This window comes from Chitinophaga ginsengisoli (genome assembly GCF_003014595.1).
Taxonomy (GTDB): domain Bacteria; phylum Bacteroidota; class Bacteroidia; order Chitinophagales; family Chitinophagaceae; genus Chitinophaga; species Chitinophaga ginsengisoli.
On the sequence record NZ_PYGK01000012.1, the window covers coordinates 60,310 to 79,585 of the forward strand.

At 46.4% G+C, this 19,276-nt stretch carries 11 protein-coding genes; 6 read left to right on the top strand and 5 right to left on the bottom strand.

The window, feature by feature from the left end:
• Nucleotides 1-19 precede the first annotated feature (19 nt).
• From CLV42_RS23960 to CLV42_RS23980, 5 genes are all read left to right on the top strand, one after another.
• Nucleotides 20-3,292, top strand: coding sequence for a TonB-dependent receptor (locus tag CLV42_RS23960; protein ID WP_170117627.1), 3,273 nt, complete (start codon nt 20-22; stop codon nt 3,290-3,292).
• A 10-nt stretch (nt 3,293-3,302) separates the two neighbouring features.
• A complete protein-coding gene (locus CLV42_RS23965) occupies nt 3,303-4,766 on the top strand; it encodes a RagB/SusD family nutrient uptake outer membrane protein (protein WP_211303524.1) in 1,464 nt (487 codons plus the stop codon).
• Between the two features lie 30 nt (nt 4,767-4,796).
• On the top strand, nt 4,797-7,313 hold the full coding sequence (locus tag CLV42_RS23970) for a family 16 glycosylhydrolase (protein ID WP_106604464.1): 2,517 nt from the start codon (nt 4,797-4,799) through the stop codon (nt 7,311-7,313).
• A gap of 153 nt (nt 7,314-7,466) precedes the next feature.
• Nucleotides 7,467-8,078, top strand: coding sequence for a TetR/AcrR family transcriptional regulator (locus tag CLV42_RS23975; protein WP_106604465.1), 612 nt, complete (start codon nt 7,467-7,469; stop codon nt 8,076-8,078).
• Between the two features lie 71 nt (nt 8,079-8,149).
• Nucleotides 8,150-9,427, top strand: coding sequence for an MFS transporter (locus CLV42_RS23980; protein ID WP_106604466.1), 1,278 nt, complete (start codon nt 8,150-8,152; stop codon nt 9,425-9,427).
• Between the two features lie 508 nt (nt 9,428-9,935).
• Here the strand turns inward: CLV42_RS23980 and CLV42_RS23985 are convergent.
• The 4 genes from CLV42_RS23985 to CLV42_RS24000 all read right to left on the bottom strand — a co-directional run bounded on the left by CLV42_RS23985 (nt 9,936) and on the right by CLV42_RS24000 (nt 16,082).
• Nucleotides 9,936-11,186: a PQQ-dependent sugar dehydrogenase gene (locus tag CLV42_RS23985; RefSeq protein ID WP_106604467.1), complete on the bottom strand. Its 1,251-nt coding sequence runs from the start codon at nt 11,184-11,186 to the stop codon at nt 9,936-9,938.
• 79 nt (nt 11,187-11,265) lie between these two features.
• On the bottom strand, nt 11,266-13,443 hold the full coding sequence (locus CLV42_RS23990) for a PAS domain-containing protein (protein WP_106604468.1): 2,178 nt from the start codon (nt 13,441-13,443) through the stop codon (nt 11,266-11,268).
• Between the two features lie 46 nt (nt 13,444-13,489).
• A complete protein-coding gene (locus CLV42_RS23995; protein WP_106604469.1) occupies nt 13,490-13,897 on the bottom strand; it encodes a response regulator in 408 nt (135 codons plus the stop codon).
• 10 nt (nt 13,898-13,907) lie between these two features.
• Entirely contained in the window at nt 13,908-16,082 is a 2,175-nt protein-coding gene (locus tag CLV42_RS24000; RefSeq protein ID WP_106604470.1) for a PAS domain-containing sensor histidine kinase, read from the bottom strand.
• A 295-nt stretch (nt 16,083-16,377) separates the two neighbouring features.
• Between CLV42_RS24000 and zwf the strand changes: the two genes are divergently transcribed.
• Nucleotides 16,378-17,907: a glucose-6-phosphate dehydrogenase gene (zwf, locus tag CLV42_RS24005; protein ID WP_106604471.1), complete on the top strand. Its 1,530-nt coding sequence runs from the start codon at nt 16,378-16,380 to the stop codon at nt 17,905-17,907.
• Nucleotides 17,908-17,927: 20 nt separating this feature from the next.
• On the opposite strand, the gene CLV42_RS24010 is transcribed toward zwf, so the two are convergent.
• On the bottom strand, nt 17,928-19,112 hold the full coding sequence (locus tag CLV42_RS24010) for an acyltransferase family protein (protein ID WP_106604472.1): 1,185 nt from the start codon (nt 19,110-19,112) through the stop codon (nt 17,928-17,930).
• Between the last annotated feature and the right edge of the window lie 164 nt (nt 19,113-19,276).

Consider the following 19,276-nt stretch of genomic DNA (forward strand, 5'->3'; position numbering starts at 1 on the left):
AGTAAAACTTTTACCGGCTATGAAACTAAAGCTGCTTTGTATCATGATGATTTTGTTGCAGATACCAGCATGGGCAAATGCACAAACGGTCAGCCTGTCGCTGCGGAATGCGTCATTGAACAAGGTTTTCGACGAGATACGAAAACAAACAGGATACACTTTCCTGTATACAGACGAGCAGTTATTCCAGGGACGTGAAGTCACCATTGATGTGAAAAACGTATCCCTGCAACAAGCGCTGGATGCCTCTTTCAAAAACCAGCCACTCTCCTACACCATCTCCGACAAGACGATCATTGTAAAAAGAAAAACAGTGCAGTCCGCACCTGCCGCACCTGCGCCCGACAAGGAAGTAAAAGGTACTGTTACCAATGAAAAAGGGGAACAAATCCCCGGCGCTACCGTACAGGTGAAAGGTACCGGTAAAGGAGTGATCACCAACGAACGGGGTGAGTTCAGCATCAGTGTACCAAATGATAATGCTGTATTGGTCATCTCTTCACTGGGTTACAACAAAATGGAAATACCCGTACAGGGGAAAACATCGCTGCCCGTTACACTGATCGCATCCTCTTCAAGTATCAACGAACTAGTAGTAGTCGGTTACGGCGAACAGCGAAGAGCTACCATGACTCATTCCATCACTACTGTATCGGCGGCGTCCTTCCAGGATCAGCCGGTGAACCGCCTGGACCAGGTATTACAGGGAAGAGCGGCGGGTGTACAGGTGACCAATGCTGCCGGCTCTCCCGGAGGCGCCGTAAGAATACGTATCAGGGGAGCTAACTCTATCAACGGAGATAACGGTCCGCTGTATGTAGTAGATGGCTTTGTAGGTGCGGAATTCTTCGCTATCAATCCTGATGATATTGAATCTGTACAGGTGTTGAAAGATGCTTCGGCAACTGCCATCTTCGGTAGCAGAGGCGCGAACGGCGTCATTATCATCACTACTAAAAAAGGAAGTAAAGGTGGATTGAAAGTGAACTTCACTACACGTCTTTCTACTGCTACTGTTATCAAAAAAATGGACCTGCTGAATGCAGGCGACTTTGCGGAAACCGCCAATGCACACGCACAGGCAGTAGGCACTGCCCAGCCCTTCACAGCACAACAGATCAGCGATTTCCGTGCGAAAGGAGGCACCAACTGGCAGGATGAAATATTCAGAAGTGCACCGGCACAGGAGTACCTATTAAGTCTTGCCGGTGGCAGCGATAAAACGAGCTACTTCATATCCGGTAATTATCTCGACCAGGATGGGGTGATCAATAATTCCTTTTATAAACGCTATACCTTAAGATCTAATATCAGTTCAACACTGTCTTCCAAAGTCACTGCCTTCCTCAATATCACAGGCTCCTACAGTGAGGCGCAGAATACGGACATCCCTCCCGATGGCCCCAGCAGCCCGCTGGGACAGGCCATCACCTGGTCGCCTACCGTGCCTGTCAGGAAGGGGGATGGTAGCTTCACGCTGACAGATCCTGTAGGTTCTATTTTCTATAACCCGGTAGCGCTGACAGTAGACAGGCTGGCGGTAACAGACAGGATGCTGGCCAATGCTATAGGTGGTTTCAAATTTGATCTGCTGCGTGGACTGACCTTCAATACACAATACGGTGTCAACTACCTGGAATACGAGAACAAGAGTTTTGGCGGTAAAGCCACCAATTCCGGCAGCGCTACCAGCAGTCTTCGATCCAACAAAGAGATAAGATTACAAAGCACCAATACGCTGAATTATCACCGGGTATTCAACAATACCCACAACCTGGATATCACGGCAGTATCAGAGTATCAGCAAACTGCCTACAACTATCTTTCTGCAGGCGCTTCTAACCTGACATATGAATCGTTCCTATGGAATAACCTTGCTTTAGGCACGCCCGGCAGTCCTTCTTCCGGATATTCCAAGTCAGCTTTATTTTCATTAGTAGGTCGTGTGAACTATGGATATAAAGATAAATACCTGCTCTCCGCAGCACTCAGAAGAGACGGCGCCTCTAAATTCCTGGGCAATAACAAGTACAGTTATTTCCCGTCTGTATCTGTCGGCTGGGTCATCACCAATGAACCCTTCATGCAGCAGGCGCGTTTCATCAGCAACCTGAAACTGCGCGGCAGCTGGGGTTCTACTGGTAGTCAGAGCGTCAATGCCTATAGCACCTTTTCTTCTTATTCCAGGATGATCGCGTCGTTTACCAATGCCACTTTCCTCAATGGGATCGTAATGGGTAATATCGGTAATCCTGATCTGAAATGGGAAACCACTGAACAAAAAGACATCGGCCTGGATGTAGGTATCCTTGATGACAGGATCAATATTACTGCGGATTATTTTGTAAAAGATACCCGCGACCTGCTATTGAACGAAAACCTGCCTATGTATCTTGGCGGTAATGCCATTACCCGGAATGTCGGCGCTGTACAGAATAAAGGCTTCGAATTTTCAATAGAAGGTGCTGTCATCAACAAAGGCCCCATCACCTGGACTACCAGCCTGAATGCCTCCTTTATCAAAAACAGGATACAGACACTCGGCGCGGGCAAAAAACTGATCTTTGACCCGACCGATAGAAAGATTGGCGGTGGTATGTCTCCGCAATCAGAATTTGTGATCATGCCAGGACAACCCCTGGGGGCCATCTGGGGACTCACCTACCTGGGTACCTGGAAACCCGGCGATAGTAAAGCACAGGAATTTGGCGCTGTACCAGGCGACTCCCGGTATCTTGACAGGGATAACAACGGCGTGATAGACGCAAACGATTATGGTGTGATCGGCACGGGTATTCCCCGTATATCTGCCGGATGGAACAATACCATCAGTTATAAAGCATTTACCTTGAACCTGCTCTGGCAGGGACTCTTCGGTTTCGATAAACTGAACTATAACAAAGCTGCCGCCATGTATTACGGTGGTGATGCCCGCGAAGCTACTTCCGTAGATATCAAAAACCGTTATATACCTGGTGTGAACGAGACATCAGACATTCCCGGGTTCAGCAGCACCAACAGGAACTTTACACAAAGTACCCGCTTCCTGGAAAAAGCAGACTTCGTGCGACTGAAAAACGTCAGCCTGTCTTATGACATCAGGAAGCAACAACTAAAGAATATGGTAGCGGTAAAGCTGTTCCTGAGCGCCACCAATCTTTTCACCATTACCAGTTATAGCGGTATAGATCCGGAGGCCAACTCCTCTGCCGGCGATATCAGACAGGGTATTGATTTCGGTTCCTATCCCAACGCAAAGACCATCACCGGTGGTGTTACACTGAGCTTTTAAAGAATAATTTATGAAAAGACAATTCCACATGAAAAAAATATACATGGTCATTTGCCTGCTGCTGACAGCAGGATGCAGCAAACAGCTGACAGAAGATCCCCGTGGACTGGTAGGTGGTTCACAGGCTTTAAGCAGCGTAGCGGGGCTGGAATCAGCCCTTACGGGCGCTTATGGCAGCCTGATGGTACCCTGGAACAGCGGCTTCACTACGGTGTCGCAAATCGCTATGACGATGGGCGCTGATGACCTGACCACACATCCCGGCTCCAACAAGGAAGAGTTCAGGGAGTTTGACCGCTTCAACGTATCATCACTCAACAGCAGGATGAACCCCATCTGGCTGGGATGTTACAAAACCATACAATCCACTACCAATATCATCAACAACTACCAGCAGGTGCAGGATGGTACTACCGCTACAGTGAATGCCATCGTAGGTGAAGCCAGCTTCCTGCGGGCGCTGTGTTATTACTGGCTGACAAGGCTATGGGGAGAAGTGCCCATTATTCCTACGGAAAAGTATTCAACCGATCTGCTAAACCTGACTAAAAGCGCTCCTGCTGCTGTTTATAAGCTCATTGAAGAAGATCTGGCCAGAGCAGAGGAAATGATGCCGGATAAGAAACGCGATCCGGGAAGGCCCAATAAAGGCGCTGTAAAGGCATTACTGGCAGATGTATACCTGACAGAAGCCGGCTGGCCTTTGAAAGATCAGTCAAAATATGCACTGGCAGCCGCCAAAGCGAAAGAAGTAATAGACAACAAAGCAGCTTACAGTTTTGATCTCTACCAGGGCGATTATCTGAAGATCTTTGCAGGTGGCACCACAGAAGATGTCTTTACTTTATTCACCCGTGGACAATGGTCTACCTACAACTCATTTTATGGCCTGTCTACCATGCCTGAAAATGAAGGTGGCTGGAGCGATTTCTTTACTGAACTGAAATTCTTCCGTGACTTCCCTGCAGGCAGCAGGAAAGATGCAACCTTCTCCACGGAGTTCGTGGTCAATGGCGATACCATCCCCTGGCAGGAAACAACGACAAAACACCCGTACTATAAGAAGTTCACCATTCAGTCGGGCGCTAAGAATGTCTACATGTCCAACAACCCTGTGATCATGATCCGTTATGCCCATGTATTACTGATCTATGCAGAAGCACAGGCACGTGCTACCGGCACACCTGATGCACAAGCCTATGCCGCGGTAAATGCCGTACGGCAGAGAGCCGGCCTGAGTCCATTGCCCGAAGGTTTGTCAGGAAACGATTTTGCAACAGCAGTAGTACAGGAACGCGCCTGGGAATTTGCCGGGGAATGGAACCGCTGGTTTGATCTCGTAAGACTGGAACAGGTAGCAGCTGCCAATGCTGATAAAGACCCCGGCGACCTGGCGCCTGCGGGAACGATCACCCAAAAACAATACTGGATGCCTGTGCCAGGTGCCGACGCGATCATTAATCCGAATTTATAGAGTATATAACCCACACTTAAAATTTCCGTTATGAAAAACATCTCAACACTGCTCGTGTTGCTGGGGTTACTGCTATGCAATAAACTCAGTGCACAATTTATGTTACTCGACGACATGGAGGGTAATGGTCCCTGTTCAGGCAGATGGACCTATTACGCCGGCAACACCACTACCGGTAAGGTGCAGTTCGGCGTGCCTAACCCTGCCCCCTCCACACTTAATCCCAGTCCACTGGTGGCAAAGTTCATCAAGGATACCAGCTGCTTTGAGTATATGACCGCTGCTTGCTCCCTGACGGATTCCTTTGACCTCAGCACCAACAGCGTGTTTAAAATGCTGGTATACGCCAGCACCAAAGACGAGATCATGTTTAAACTGCAGCCAGGCAGTAACTACGGCAAAGCCGTCTATTTTACCTACAAGGTGAGCCAGGTGAACCACTGGGAAGAAGCCACCTTCAACTTCCAGAGCGTAAAAAACAGAACTGATCTGAACCGCGTGGAAGTACATTTCATTGATGGTAAAAAGGCGAACGGTATTCTGTATTTCGATCTTGTACAGGCGCCTAATCCGACGAATATCATCATCTCCGGCCCCAACATACCCATGGGACAGGAAGATGGAAAAGTCATCACCGCAAAGGTGAACGGCACCACCTTTAAACCTACACTGACACTCACCAACTGGACGGCTGCGAATCTGCCCGTCGGTGTATCTATTGGCAGTGTACAACGCCTCACTGACTCCACCGCCGCTATTACATTGAGTGGTAACTCACCTGACAACTATTCTACCAAAACACTGAAGCTGACCATCGCAGGACAGGAGCTCGCCGTCGCCAATGCCGCTACTTACCCTGCCAAAGGAACCGTTACATTCGACGGTAATCCCGGCTGGACGATGATCTATGCGGACGAATTCGATGTGGCCGGCAAACCCGATGTAACCAAATGGACAGTAGATGCGAAGCCTAAAGGATGGATCAACGGAGAACAGCAGGTCTATACCGATACCACATACGACAATGCGAAGGTCAGGAATGGAGAACTGGTCATCACCGGGAAGAGAGACTACCCTACCGGCGACAGCACAGCGCCCTGGTCGTCTGCCCGTTTGATCTCACAAAACAAAATGGACTTCAGATATGGTAAAGTAGAAGTAAGAGCTAAACTACCCCGTGCACGCGGTTCCTGGCCTGCCATCTGGCTCATGCCTACTACCAGCGCTTATGGCGCATGGCCGAAAAGCGGAGAGCTGGACATCATGGAACATGTCGGGAATAATTTCGGTACCGTCCTCTCCACCGTACATACACAGAATAACAACTGGACCAATGGCAGTCATCTTTCTGCTACGAAAAAGATCATGGATGTAGATACGGTATTCCATGTATATGCACTGGAATGGACTCCGGACTCTTTACGTTTTACGTATGACAGCGTGAAGTGTTATACCTATGTTAATCCGCATACAGACTGGAAAGACTGGCCATTCGATCAGCAATTCCATATCATACTCAATGTCGCTATTGGCGGCGGTATGGGTGGCGCTATTACAGCCGCCGACTTCCCGGACAGCATGACGGTAGATTATGTGCGCGTATACCAGAAAGGACTCGGCACACCGATATTGGATACCATTATGCTCACCCCTGCCGACATAAGATTTATAGCCGGCAAACAACAACAGTATACGGCGAAGGCATATGACCAGAACGGACAGCCGATGACCATCGCACCCACCTGGAGCATTACCGGCAATGGTAATAGTATTACTTCCGGAGGATTAGCCACACTGGACACATCAGGTATTATCACCGTTTCGGCAACAATAAACGGTGTGACAAAATCAACCAGCACCTATGCTAACCTGCGTATACCGAACTATAAGCCCATACCGGTAAAAATAGAAGCAGAGCGCTTTGACAATTCCAACTCCTGTTGTACTGAACCTACGTCCGACACTGGTGGCGGCCAGAACATCAGCTTCATCGGCGGAGGTACCTGGTTTGAATATGACATTGCGGTACCACCAGATAGCGCGGCCTACAGGATAGACTTCAGGGTAGCAGTAAGCACGGCATGCAGCCTGAAGATCCAGATCAACGACAGCACCTTGCAAACAGTTAACCTTCCTGTAAGCGGCGGCTGGCAGAACTGGAGCACTGTCAGCTCCGCGCCTGTCACACTCAGTCCCGGCAACCAGACCATCCGTATCTATTCAAATGCTTCCGGCTGGAACTTCAACTGGCTGAACATTGTACGCGACAGTTCAGCAGCACGTATAGCATATGCGCCGCCTGCTGTTATCCTGAAGGATGAAAAACTGCGTATCTATCCGAATCCTACTTCGGGTCAGTTGACAATAGATATACAGGGAAAGACTTATAAAACACTTACGCTATTGGATATACAAGGTAATGTGATCAGGCAATGGGGTATAAGGGCAGGTGAAAAACAGATCACCCGCGACCTTGGCTTCCTGCCGGCAGGCACTTACTTCCTGCGGTTTGACAGGCAAAAAACACTCAAGTTCATGAAACTCTGATGTCCGACTGTTAATACCTATGAGCAACGAAGGGTGTCCGCGAAAGCGCGACGCCCTTCCTCATTTATGACAACAGTTAAATAGAACTTTTCGACATTTTTTGTTCACGTGTCGAAAATACTATTACCTTTGAATAGCAACTGTACCGTTTTAATGCCAACAAATACTGCACTGAAAGAAGATATTATCCAGCAACAGATCCTGCAGGCCGCCCAGCAGCTATTTCAAAAACATGGTTATCAGAAGGTAACGATGGACGATGTAGCCAAAGCCATCGGCAAGGGCAGGAGTTCCCTCTATTACTACTACAAGAACAAAGACGAAGTATTTGACGCCGTAATGGATGCGGAGATCAGCGACATCATGGCCGGGATCACCCGCGCAGTAACCCAGGCCACTACTGTTGAGCAGCAACTGCGGACGTTTGGTATTACCAAGACAAAGATCTCCGCCAAAAAGAAGGCCTTCTTCGAAGCCCTGGAAACCGGCATGAATGCTGAAGAAATATCACGATATACTAAAAAGAAACAGGCTATTCAAAAGAAGATGAGGAAAGAAGAAGCCACCTTACTGCACCACATCCTGAACGAGGGCGCGTTGAAAGGTGAAATCAAAGTACTGGACCCCGCGGAACAGGATACGCTCATTTTTGTTTTTGCGACCAGCCTCCGCGGATTGAAACGGGAGTTATTGTTTTATAATAACCGTATAGAACCTGCTATCGATATGTTGGTCCGTATGACAATGCAGACTATTAAGCGATAATTTTTTTACCTTATTTTCGACACTTTATCAAAAAATGTCGAATTGTAAAAGAACAGACGATAGATATTCTTATGATACAAACAGAAAAAGGAAATGCCTTCAGGGCATTCCGTAACAGGAACTACGCATTATTCTTCTGTGGGCAATCCATTTCGCAGATCGGCACCTGGATGCAACGTACTGCCGTCAGCTGGGTCATCTACTCCATCACCCATTCCGCCTACATGCTGGGCCTGGCCGTATTTGCACAGCAGTTCCCTTCTTTTTTGTTTTCGCTCTTAGGAGGCATTGTCTCCGACAGATATGATCGTCGCAAAATATTACTGATCACCCAAACCGCTTCGCTGATACAATCGGTATTACTGGCAATACTCACCTTCACCGGTCATTATATTATCTGGGAAATATTAGCACTAAGTATGCTGCTGGGCATTGTGAATGCATTCGACACACCGGCCAGGCAGCCCATGGTACATGACCTGGTCAATAACAAGGAAGATATTACCAATGCCATGGCCCTGAATTCCGCCATGGTAAATATCGCCCGCTTGGTTGGTCCAGCCCTGTCAGGGATTGTATTACAATCCTTCGGGGCCTACACCTGTTTTGCATTGAACGCCTTGAGTTTTCTGGCCGTGATCGCCTCTTTGTTATTAATGCAGCTTCCCCCATTCACCCCACCAGCCATCAAAAAGAAAGTGATGGCAGAATTATCAGAAGGGTTCAGGTATTTACAACAAACACCGCGCATAGCGGTCATCATTCTCCTGATGATGTTTATGAGCCTGCTCGTGTTACCCTACGACACGCTAACGCCAATATTTGCAAAAGTTATTTTCAAAGGCGATGCCCGCACCTTTGGATATATCGCCAGTGCCGCAGGGCTGGGAGCCATAACAGCAAGTTTGTTTCTCGCATCTTTAAAAAAGAATGCCAATCTTATACCCATCCTGCTAATCAGCATCGGTATTCTGGGCCTCGGACTAATAGGGTTTTCCTACTGCACCTCCTTTTACTGGTCTATCCCTTTCGCTGTTATCATCGGACTGACTTCTTTAACTCCCATGACAGTAGGTATTACTATTATACAAATGGAATCAGCCGCACATATGCGCGGTCGGGTAATGAGTTATATGGCCATGGCATACTTTGGTATGATACCATTAGGAAGCTTATTAATTGGTGCTGTATCCCAGAAAATATCAGCACCGCGGGCAATGTTACTGGAAGGCTGTATAGCAATCGTCACTGCATTAATATTCCCCCGCTACCTCAAACACGAACGATTGAATAAAAAGAATATGAAGGACATGCAGGAAGCTGAAAACACTATAGTCAATAAAGTATAATACCTACAATACAATATGGTACTATCATGCATAAATGAAAATTAACGCACTGATACAGGTAAGCTATTATAGCTATTATAGCCATTATAATCCATTATAACTCCTGTCAAAAAACACTCCCGATAGGCAGAACGCACAATACCATTGTAAGACAGCGGAAGTAGCACTGGTTTCAGATGGGAATGGCGGGCCTTCGGCTCTCCGGTGACACGACAGATGCCGCCCAATCGATATCCAAATCCCTATTCGCTTGATAATGTCCAATAGCATTCCAGAGAGGCGCCGACCGCCATCTCCATCTGAAACCAAAGCTACTTAGCGTATAAAAAAAACTATTCGCCTGACAATGTCCAATAGCATTCCAGAGAGGCGCCGACCGCCATCCCATACTGAAACCAAAGCTACTTAGCGTATAAACCCATTCGCCTGACAACGCTCAACCGGAGCCACAAAAAAACAGGGTGTGCCAAAAATATGACACACCCTGTTTCATAAATCGAATGGCGTACTACTTCTTATGAATACTATACAACCTACCATTATCAGTCACCGCATACAACGCCCCATCATTCCCCTCGGTAATATCCCGGAACCGCTGTTCTTCCTTCTCCAGCAGCATCTCCTCACCCACTACTTTATTATTCTCTATCACTAACCGGGCTATATGAATACTACTCAAACCACCAATAAACAGGTTCCCTTTCCATTCAGGAATACCTTTACCAGAATAGAAAGTTATACCACTGGGCGATAACACAGGATCCCAGTAATAAACAGGCTGTTCAAGCCCTTCTTTTTGTTGAATACCTTCTCCTACTTTATCACCTTTATACTCTATACCATAAGTAATGATAGGCCAGCCATAGTTCTTACCAGGCAGGATGCGGTTCAGCTCATCGCCGCCTCTCGGTCCGAACTCTGTTTCCCAGAGGTCGCCTGTGGCAGGATTAAAAGCCAGTCCCTGTACATTACGGTGACCGTAGCTATAGATCTCAGCGCGTTTATCATTCTGACCAATGAACGGATTGCCAGCAGCTGGTTTGCCGTCTTTTGTGATACGCAGTACCTTTCCAAGCGCAGAGTTCAGGAATTGTGCCTGTGGTCTTGTTTCCAGGTCCGAACGTTCACCGGTGCTGATCACGAGATTGCCTTCCTTATCAAAGACAATCCTTCCACCGTAATGCAATGTTCCCTTATATGCAGGAGTCGCACGGTAAATCACCGTGGCACCCTCTATTTTCTTTTCATCTGCGGATAATTTCCCTTTCGCTACAGCAGTTAAATTGCCATCAGGACGTGGTTCGGAAAATACCCAGTATACAATCCTGTTACTACTAAAGTCAGGATCCACACGTACACCCAGCAAGCCACCCTGTCCCTCAGGATTAACCTTCGGAAGACCGGTAATAGGCTCACTCAGTTGTCCGGTAGTAGTGGCGATACGCATAACGCCTTTCTTCTCTGTAATGAGCAGCCGTCCGTCCGGCAGGTTGGTAATACCCCATGGACTTTCCAGTTTATCAGTCAATACGGTTCCCTCATAGGGTGTTTTCGTTTTCACACCTGCAATACGTGTCTGTCCCGGGAATGCGGGTTTATAGCTTGTATTCGGCGCTTTCGTCTCTACAGGAGCCGTTGAGCTGTCAGTGGAAGTTGCGGCGGAATCTGTTCCGTTTTTTTTAGGTTGACCAGATGGTGCGCTACAGGAGGCGAGGGCCAACGTAGCCCCGGTAATAATTGCCTGAATGTATGTTCTCATACGTTCAATTTAATTTAAAAAGTTGATTTATCGTTCGGTGATATGTTGGATGGTTGTTACAGGGATCCGGCGGCAGCTATCAGGGATTGGGGATGTATATCTTAAACTCAGTGCCTACTCCCGGTGTAGAAGTAAACTGAATATCCCCGTTCAGTTTCTCGACGGTTTCCTTCACAAGATAAAGGCCTAATCCCGAGCCTTTTGATTTTTCGGATACCCTGTAGAACATATTGAAAATATACTGGTGATAATCTTTGTGAATACCGATACCATTGTCTTTGACACTTATCAGTGCCCCATCAGCCCGGGCAACAACAGTCACTTCCACATAGGATGCCGGTTTCGCAGGATCAGCATAACGTACGGCATTGGATACAAGGTTATTGAGGATAATGATGATCCGGCTTCTGTCAGAACAGAAAGTGCCATCTTCTTCTATGTTGATCCGGATCTCCACATTGGAGTTGCCGGTACTGATAAATTTCAGGCTGTTCCTGATGTCGGTTAACAGGCTGGAAAAACTGATAGGTGTTCTTTTCACTTCCAGCCTTGCATTCCGGGAATAGTCAAGAATATCGAGGATAAAAATATCCAGCTTCCTGATGCTGTCTTTCATCATCGACAGGTTCTGTTTTATATCCTCGTCATCTGTCTCAGATTCGGTAAATTCGATCAGTCCCAGGATGGAAGCCAGCGGCGCCCTGAGATCGTGAGATACACTGTAAACAAACCTGTCAAGTTCGGTATTTGTTTTCTTCAGTTTATCGTTCGCATCTTCCAGTTCTTTGCGGTAGGCAATCTCGTCGGTAACATCCCTGAAATTGACAATATGTCCGTTTATCACGGCCTCATTCATATAGTTGGTAGCCACACCTTCCAGCCACACCCAGTGACCATCCTTTGCACGGAAACGTACTTCAAACGGCAGTGGCTCCCGGGGCTTCGCATTGAGAGAAAAAAGCGAGTGTGCGATGAAACCCTGGTCTTCTTCATGAATATAATTCAGCATAGAAGTACCTACAAATTCTTCTGTAGCATATCCTATGATACGCCCGATAGACTCTGTTGCAAAAGTATAATCAAGGTGTTCATTGATGATAACGATCGCATCGTTGGAGTTCTCGAGCAGGCTGCGTAGCTTCAGTTCACTGTTGGTCAATGCCAGTTCAGCTTCTTTTCTTTCTGTAATATCAGAGCTGATACCATCAATGCGGATAAGCTTACCAGATACGTTCAATGTTGGCCGCATCCTGACGGACAACCATTTTATCTGACCATTCCTATGACGGATCCTGTACTCTACCTGGGTGTCTTCTCCCTGGCTCAGCTGCAGGTTACTTTCATGCGCCTTCTTCTTGTCTTCATCAATTATTAAGGAGAACCACAAATAAGGATCTTTCATGAACATTTCCGGTGCATAACCATACAGACGCTCGCATGCCGGTGATATCTGCAAGGTCCTGTCCTGTTCAACATTGACAGAAAAGAAGACCTCATTCATGTTATTGAACAGGGTACGCAGTTCTGCATTCGCTTCAACAATAGCTTTTTCAGCCTGTTTGATATCTGTAATGTCCATCGTAACGCCTATCAGGCTTAAGGGTTCTCCGGTCACTTCGTCTTTGATCACCTCAGCTATCTCCCGCACCGTCCGTGGATGTGCTATATCTCCACCGCGGATGATGCGATATTCCGTATCATATCGTCCTGTCTCCGTATAGGCCCGGCTCACCTCTTCCATCATAAATCCCCTGTCTTCGGGATGTACCAGCGCGATATATTGTTCATAAGTTATTTTGTTCGCCGAGGGATCTATTCCCAGCAGGTGGAATAATTCATCAGACCAGTAATTCTGTACGGCAGACAGATCATACGTTGCCGGTACATCCCAGCTACCTGCCTTGGCCACGCCCTGGATTGTTTTCAGATGTACTGTCTCCCGGAGTGTTTGCTGTTCAATGGCGACGATATTCCTGCATCCGGTATACAACATGTCTGCAGCATTGACGATTGAATGCAATGTCTCATCGCCATCCATCATAGGTGATGCCTCGGTGCCCAGTAAATTCAATGTTTCCCATAAAATATGATAGAGTTCTTCCGGTGTTCCTGTTGCGGGGCTCTCCTTGCCTGTCTCCGGCAGGGTAGCCGCAGCTCCGTTCAGTAAGATGTCCAGCTCATGAAACAGATCGGGATGGAAAGGGACATCGTTGCCGGCAAAATGTTTATTTAATAATTGCTCTAGTATAACATTCATATGACTGCTTGTACCGCGGTAGAAATAGATTATTCAGAAATGTCCGTCAGGGATTGGCAACGTCCTTCAGCTTATCCGCCGTCAGCGGTTTATTGAGGAACTGGCAGACATAAGGATTGTTCATGGCCAGTTCCCGGTCTTCAGGAAGCAGGGACGATGAAAGCATCACGATAATGCATTTCTTCTTGACTGATTCCGGCAACTTCTTATATTCTTCCAGGAAGTCGAACCCATTCATCTTAGGCATATTGATATCCAGGAATATGAGATCAGGTAACGCCTCTTTATTCTCCTGGTTTTCGGATAGATAACTGAGCGCATTCATAGCTGACTCCTGTGGCAGTACTTCTTTAGCAAAGGCATGTTTAGTGAGCACTTTTTTTGCAAGAAAACGGTCTATCTCCGCATCATCGACTATCATTACCTTCTCAAAATTAAAGTTGTTAGGATCCATAAGCTACAATTTAAACTAAGCTGGGTAAAAATATATTGAATGTCGTTCCTTCCCCAGGTACCGACTGAAGACTGATCCGGCCTTTCAGTTTATCTATTGTCTCCTTCACCAGATATAATCCCAGACCTGATCCGGTCGATTTTTCAGAGATCCGGTAAAACATGTCGAAGATCTTCTCATGATATTCCGCCGGGATCCCGATGCCGTTATCTCTGACGGCGATATCTGCGCCCTTGGGACCAGACACTATATTCACTTCAACAAAAGGATCTGGCTTTTCCGGATCTGCATAACGCATCGCATTTGATACCAGGTTGTTCAGCAATATAGAGATCCTTCTTTCATCAGAACCGAAGTCGCCGTTCTCCTGGATGTTTACGTCAAACCGCAGCGTTGATCTACCAGTGTGCAGGAATCTAAGATGGTCCTTTATATCTGCCAGTAATTGGTGAAAGTTCACTACATGTACCTTCAATTCCAGCCTTGCATTCCTGGAATAATCCAGGATATCCAGGATGAACCTGTCCAGCTTCTCTATGCTGCCCTTCATCATTCCCAGGTCCTGTAATACTTCTCCATCGTCTGTCTCCGACATGGTATATTCCAGCAGTCCCAGTACGGATGCCAGCGGCGCTCTCAGGTCGTGCGATACACTATATACAAAGCGGTCAAGTTCATTGTTTGTTTTCTTCAGCCTGTTATTAGATGCTTCCAGCGCCTTCCTATATCTGATCTTATAGGTAACATCTCTGAAGTTGCCGATGTACCCCTTTACCACATCGCCATTTAAATGGTTAACAACTGAACCTTCGCACCATATCCACCCCCCATCCTTTACGCGGAATCTTACCTCAAAATGGACCGGCGTATCCGGCTTGTTTGCCATTGCGTCAACAAGACCGTTCACGGTAGCATGGTCATCCGGATGAATCAGATCAAATACCGAAGTACCAACAATCTCTTCCGCCGAGTAACCGATCATATGGCTCAGGGATTGGGTAACAAAAAGGAATTTCAGCTCTTCACTTGTTACAGTGATGGCATCATTTGAATTTTCCAGAAGTGACCGGAATTTCAGTTCACTGTTCGCCAGGGCCAGTTCAGCCTCTCTTCTTTTAGTGACATCGTTGATAATACCATCTAATCTCAGGAGCAGTCCATCCGGTCCTAATGTCGGTGTGATCCTCATTTCTACCCAGCGTAACTCACCGTCTTTGCGACGGATCCTGTATTCCACCTGACTGCCCTCCCCCCTGCTCAGACGCTTGTTATTTTCCAGCACCACCTCCTTATCCTCATCGAGGATCAGCTCAAACCATAGGTCCGGATCCTCAAAAAACTCTTCCATACTGTACCCGTATAATTTCCCGCAGGAGGGCGACATTTGCAATACTCTCTGATCTTCCACGTTGATAGAAAAGAACACATCTTCCATCACATCAAACAGCTTTCTCAGCTCAATATTGGCTTTCACCAACGCCCGCTCTGTATTCCTGATATTGCTGACATCGAAAGTCACACCTATCAGGCGAAGCGCTTTTCCCGTAACCTCATCCCTGACCAGTTCGCCGATTTCCCTTACGTTGCATTCCTGTTTCGGATCTCCTCCACGTTGTATCCGGTATTCAATATCATACCGTCCGGTTTCCCTGATTGCTTTGCTTACCTCGGCACTCACGTATCCACGGTCATCAGGATGTATATAATTTCTATACGACTGTGAGGTAGGTGCTATCGTTCCCGGGCTTATGCCCAATACAGTAAAAAGCTCATCTGACCAGTAACCCGACTGACATAACTCATCGTTTGTTACCGGCAGTTCCCAGCTACCCGCGTTAGTAAGGCTTTGTATTGTTTTCAGATGTTTCATCTCCCGCAGCTGCTTCTGTTGCCGGATAATCCTGTCCGCACATTCCTTCTTTACCCGTTTGGCAACTTGTATCAGGGAAGGAATATCCGTTCCACACTCATCCACATCCTGACTGCTCCCGAATACAGACAGACTATTCTGCAACTTTTGACAGATTGCCTGCAGATCTGCATTTGCCATCGGTGGTGAGGAGCGTTTAGGTGTTGATCTGATTTCGAGTAACTGACTGACTTCATCAAATAATCCGACATACGCCTGAGGGAGATGATCTTCATCAAAATATTTGCTGATCAGATGCTTTACTTCCTTATTCATTGTATCGATAAAATGTCTTAACAGAGGATGATGCTATGCACGCTGTATAATCAAAACATGGAAATCTTTATATATCAGTGCAAATCCCACGCCGGAAAACTACTGTTACCTATAATTTTTTTCTGATATTATCACTGTTATGGTTACATGTTGTAGTAGCAACCTGATACGATAAACAATACCCCGAACATCATATTATCTGATTTAACCGTAAAAAATCCAAGAGAAACAGTGAAATTGGAACCTGACGAATGACTTATTTTGCCTAAATTAATGCTTTAAAGCTCAGCAATATATGAAACAAGTAAAAAAGTACCCCGCGGCTATTACCATCTTCGGGGCGAAAGGCGACCTGACGAAACGAAAGCTCATACCCGCACTGTACAATCTTTTTATAGATAACCATCTGCCAACGGCATTTAACATCATCTGCGTGGATTTCCTTGAAGTAAACCAGGACGAGTTCAGACAGGATATGTTATCAGGCGTAAATGAATTCAGCCGGAACGGCGCTGCGGAAATCGAGAAATGGAATGAATTTGCAGCCAGACTTTTCTACTTGCAGGGCGATTTTCTCAAAAATGAAACTTACGGCAATCTCAATGAAAAGATAAAATCTTTTGAAAAGGAAGCAGGACAGACCATTTCAAGGGTCTTCTACTTTGCCGTTGCGCCCCGCTTCATCGAGACTATCTCAGACGCATTATACCAGCACAACCTATGTAACAAGGAGAACCTGGACCGTATTGTGGTAGAAAAGCCATTCGGTACCGACCTGGAAACTGCCAAAAAACTGAACCGCTTCCTCGGGAAACGATTCTCAGAGAAACAGATCTATCGCATTGACCACTACCTGGGTAAAGAAGCCGTACAGAATATCATGGCTTTCCGTTTTGCGAATTATGTGTTTGAACCACTCTGGAATAAGAAATATATTGACCACATCCAGATCAGTGTTTCGGAACAGGTAGGTGTGGGCAAACGCGGTGGCTATTACGATAGCAGTGGCGCCTTACGTGACATGATCCAGAATCACCTGCTGCAGCTGCTTTGTATCGTAGGAATGGAATGCCCCGGCGCTTATAAATCAGAACAGATCAGGGATGCGAAAACGAAAGTGATGAAGAGTGTAAGACCTTACACCAATGCAGAGGTCTTTAAGAATGTGGTACGCGGCCAGTATACGGCCGGTATGATCAACGACGATCTCAGACCCGCTTACCGCCAGGAAGAACATGTTTCATCTTCCTCTCTCACCGAAACATTTGTAGCTGCGAAACTATTCATCGATAACAAACGCTGGGAAGGAGTACCTTTCTTTCTGCGCACCGGTAAGTCCATGCCTGCACAATCGTCTGTGGTGGTAGTCCAGTTCAAAGACAGCCCACATAAGATATTCAGGGATGATATTGTGCCCAACCGCCTGATCATCAGCATACAACCGGAACTGGAAATCAGCCTGTTGTTTGAAAGCAAGGTACCTGGCCTGCAGATGAAACTGAAACCAGTGGAGATGGACTTCACCTACAAGGAATCATATACAGAAACCATCCCTGAGGCATATGAAGCACTGCTGCTCGATGTATTACATGGCGATGCTACCCTGTTCATGCGTGCAGACCAGATAGAGGCTGCCTGGAAAGTAGTGATGCCAATCCTCGATGCCTGGAAGAAATATCCTCAAAAGGACCTGAATATGTACAAGGCAGGTAGCTGCGGACCCGATGCCGCGCAGAAACTCCTGAAGCCTTATGCGAAGGAATGGTTTGAATTGCCTTTCAGTAAGACAGTAAAAGCGCTGCCTGACCTGAAAAGCGTACAATAATTAGATGAACAGCGGGTCCCTCACACATGTGAAGGCATCCGCTGTTTATTTTCAACCTTCACTGCTTTTTTAAGCAGGAACGGACGTTCAAATAATAAGAAGAATAAGTAAGCAATCCCCACAATCAACGCAGTTCCTCCAAATATTAAAACAACAGTTGCGGTGAACCCGGTTAAGTGAAGCGGAGCAATCACATACAACGCAATCATATGCAGCAAGGGAGCATGAATAAGGTATATGCTATAAGCAAATATCCCCATGGAGGCAAGCGGCTTAAATGAAAACACCTTACCTATAAAAGCCAGCCGGGAGTGTTTATATTTTTCCTTTGAGCAGATAACAAGCAGGCAAAAGCAAATGATCCCGAACAATACGTCTACAATTTCATTTTCTATGTTCCCGTTAACATCGGAGTAAAAACTAACCCTGCTTTTATAAAAAACAAAAGCAATGCCTGCAGCAATCAGCAACAATCCCCATGGCAGCCTGTCAGCAAATCCCGAAAGCTTTGAGTCTGAAAAGGAAATATCCGCAGCAAGCATTCCCATTGTAAATAATATGATATAGGGATTTACGCCCGCTGTAGCCATATCAATACCCGGATAGTCCTGCCTGAGGATCCTCAGTGTTATGAACAACACAACAGCAATACCTATCGATGTAAGTATCGATGCGCCAGGTCCGTACTTTCTCCATACGTACAGTAAAAAAGGGAAGAAAATATAGATCCTGCACTCTACCGGAATAGACCAGAAGGCGTGATTGATCTTATATACCTCTGAAATAAATAAGTCGTTTATTAAAAATATATGGGTGAGAATGCTCTTTGAAGTAACAGGGATACATTGGTCCCATAAGGAACCGGTCTTCTCATCCAGCAAAAAATAAATCGCCAGTAAAGAGAAAGCCATCGCAATATAGTAGGGAGGCAAGATCCTGACGATACGCCTTTTATAAAAGTCCCATACCCCTGTCACCTCGTAATTGCGTCTGATGGCCGGCAGCATCAGAGAAAATCCGGAAATGACAATGAACAGATCTACCGCATAATGCCCCGATTTAAACAAGGAAAGAAATATTTTCTGTAAAGCGCCCTTCGGACTCACCTTATATTCCAGCATCGCATGATGCATTACGACATACAAGGCGGCAATAGCCCTTAACCCATCTATATGCAGCAAATGGGTTTTGTTTTGTGTTTTCATAGGTAAATATGGTCTTATTTCGGCTTACCAGATAGTAGCAAGTCAAAGATACACGGAAAGTTTTATATTTTATATAAACATCATGTATAGGATATCCTTGCTTTAGTCTTCCAGCTTGACTAACTTTAAACCAGGAAAGGAATACTCTACAACTTTAGTAGATT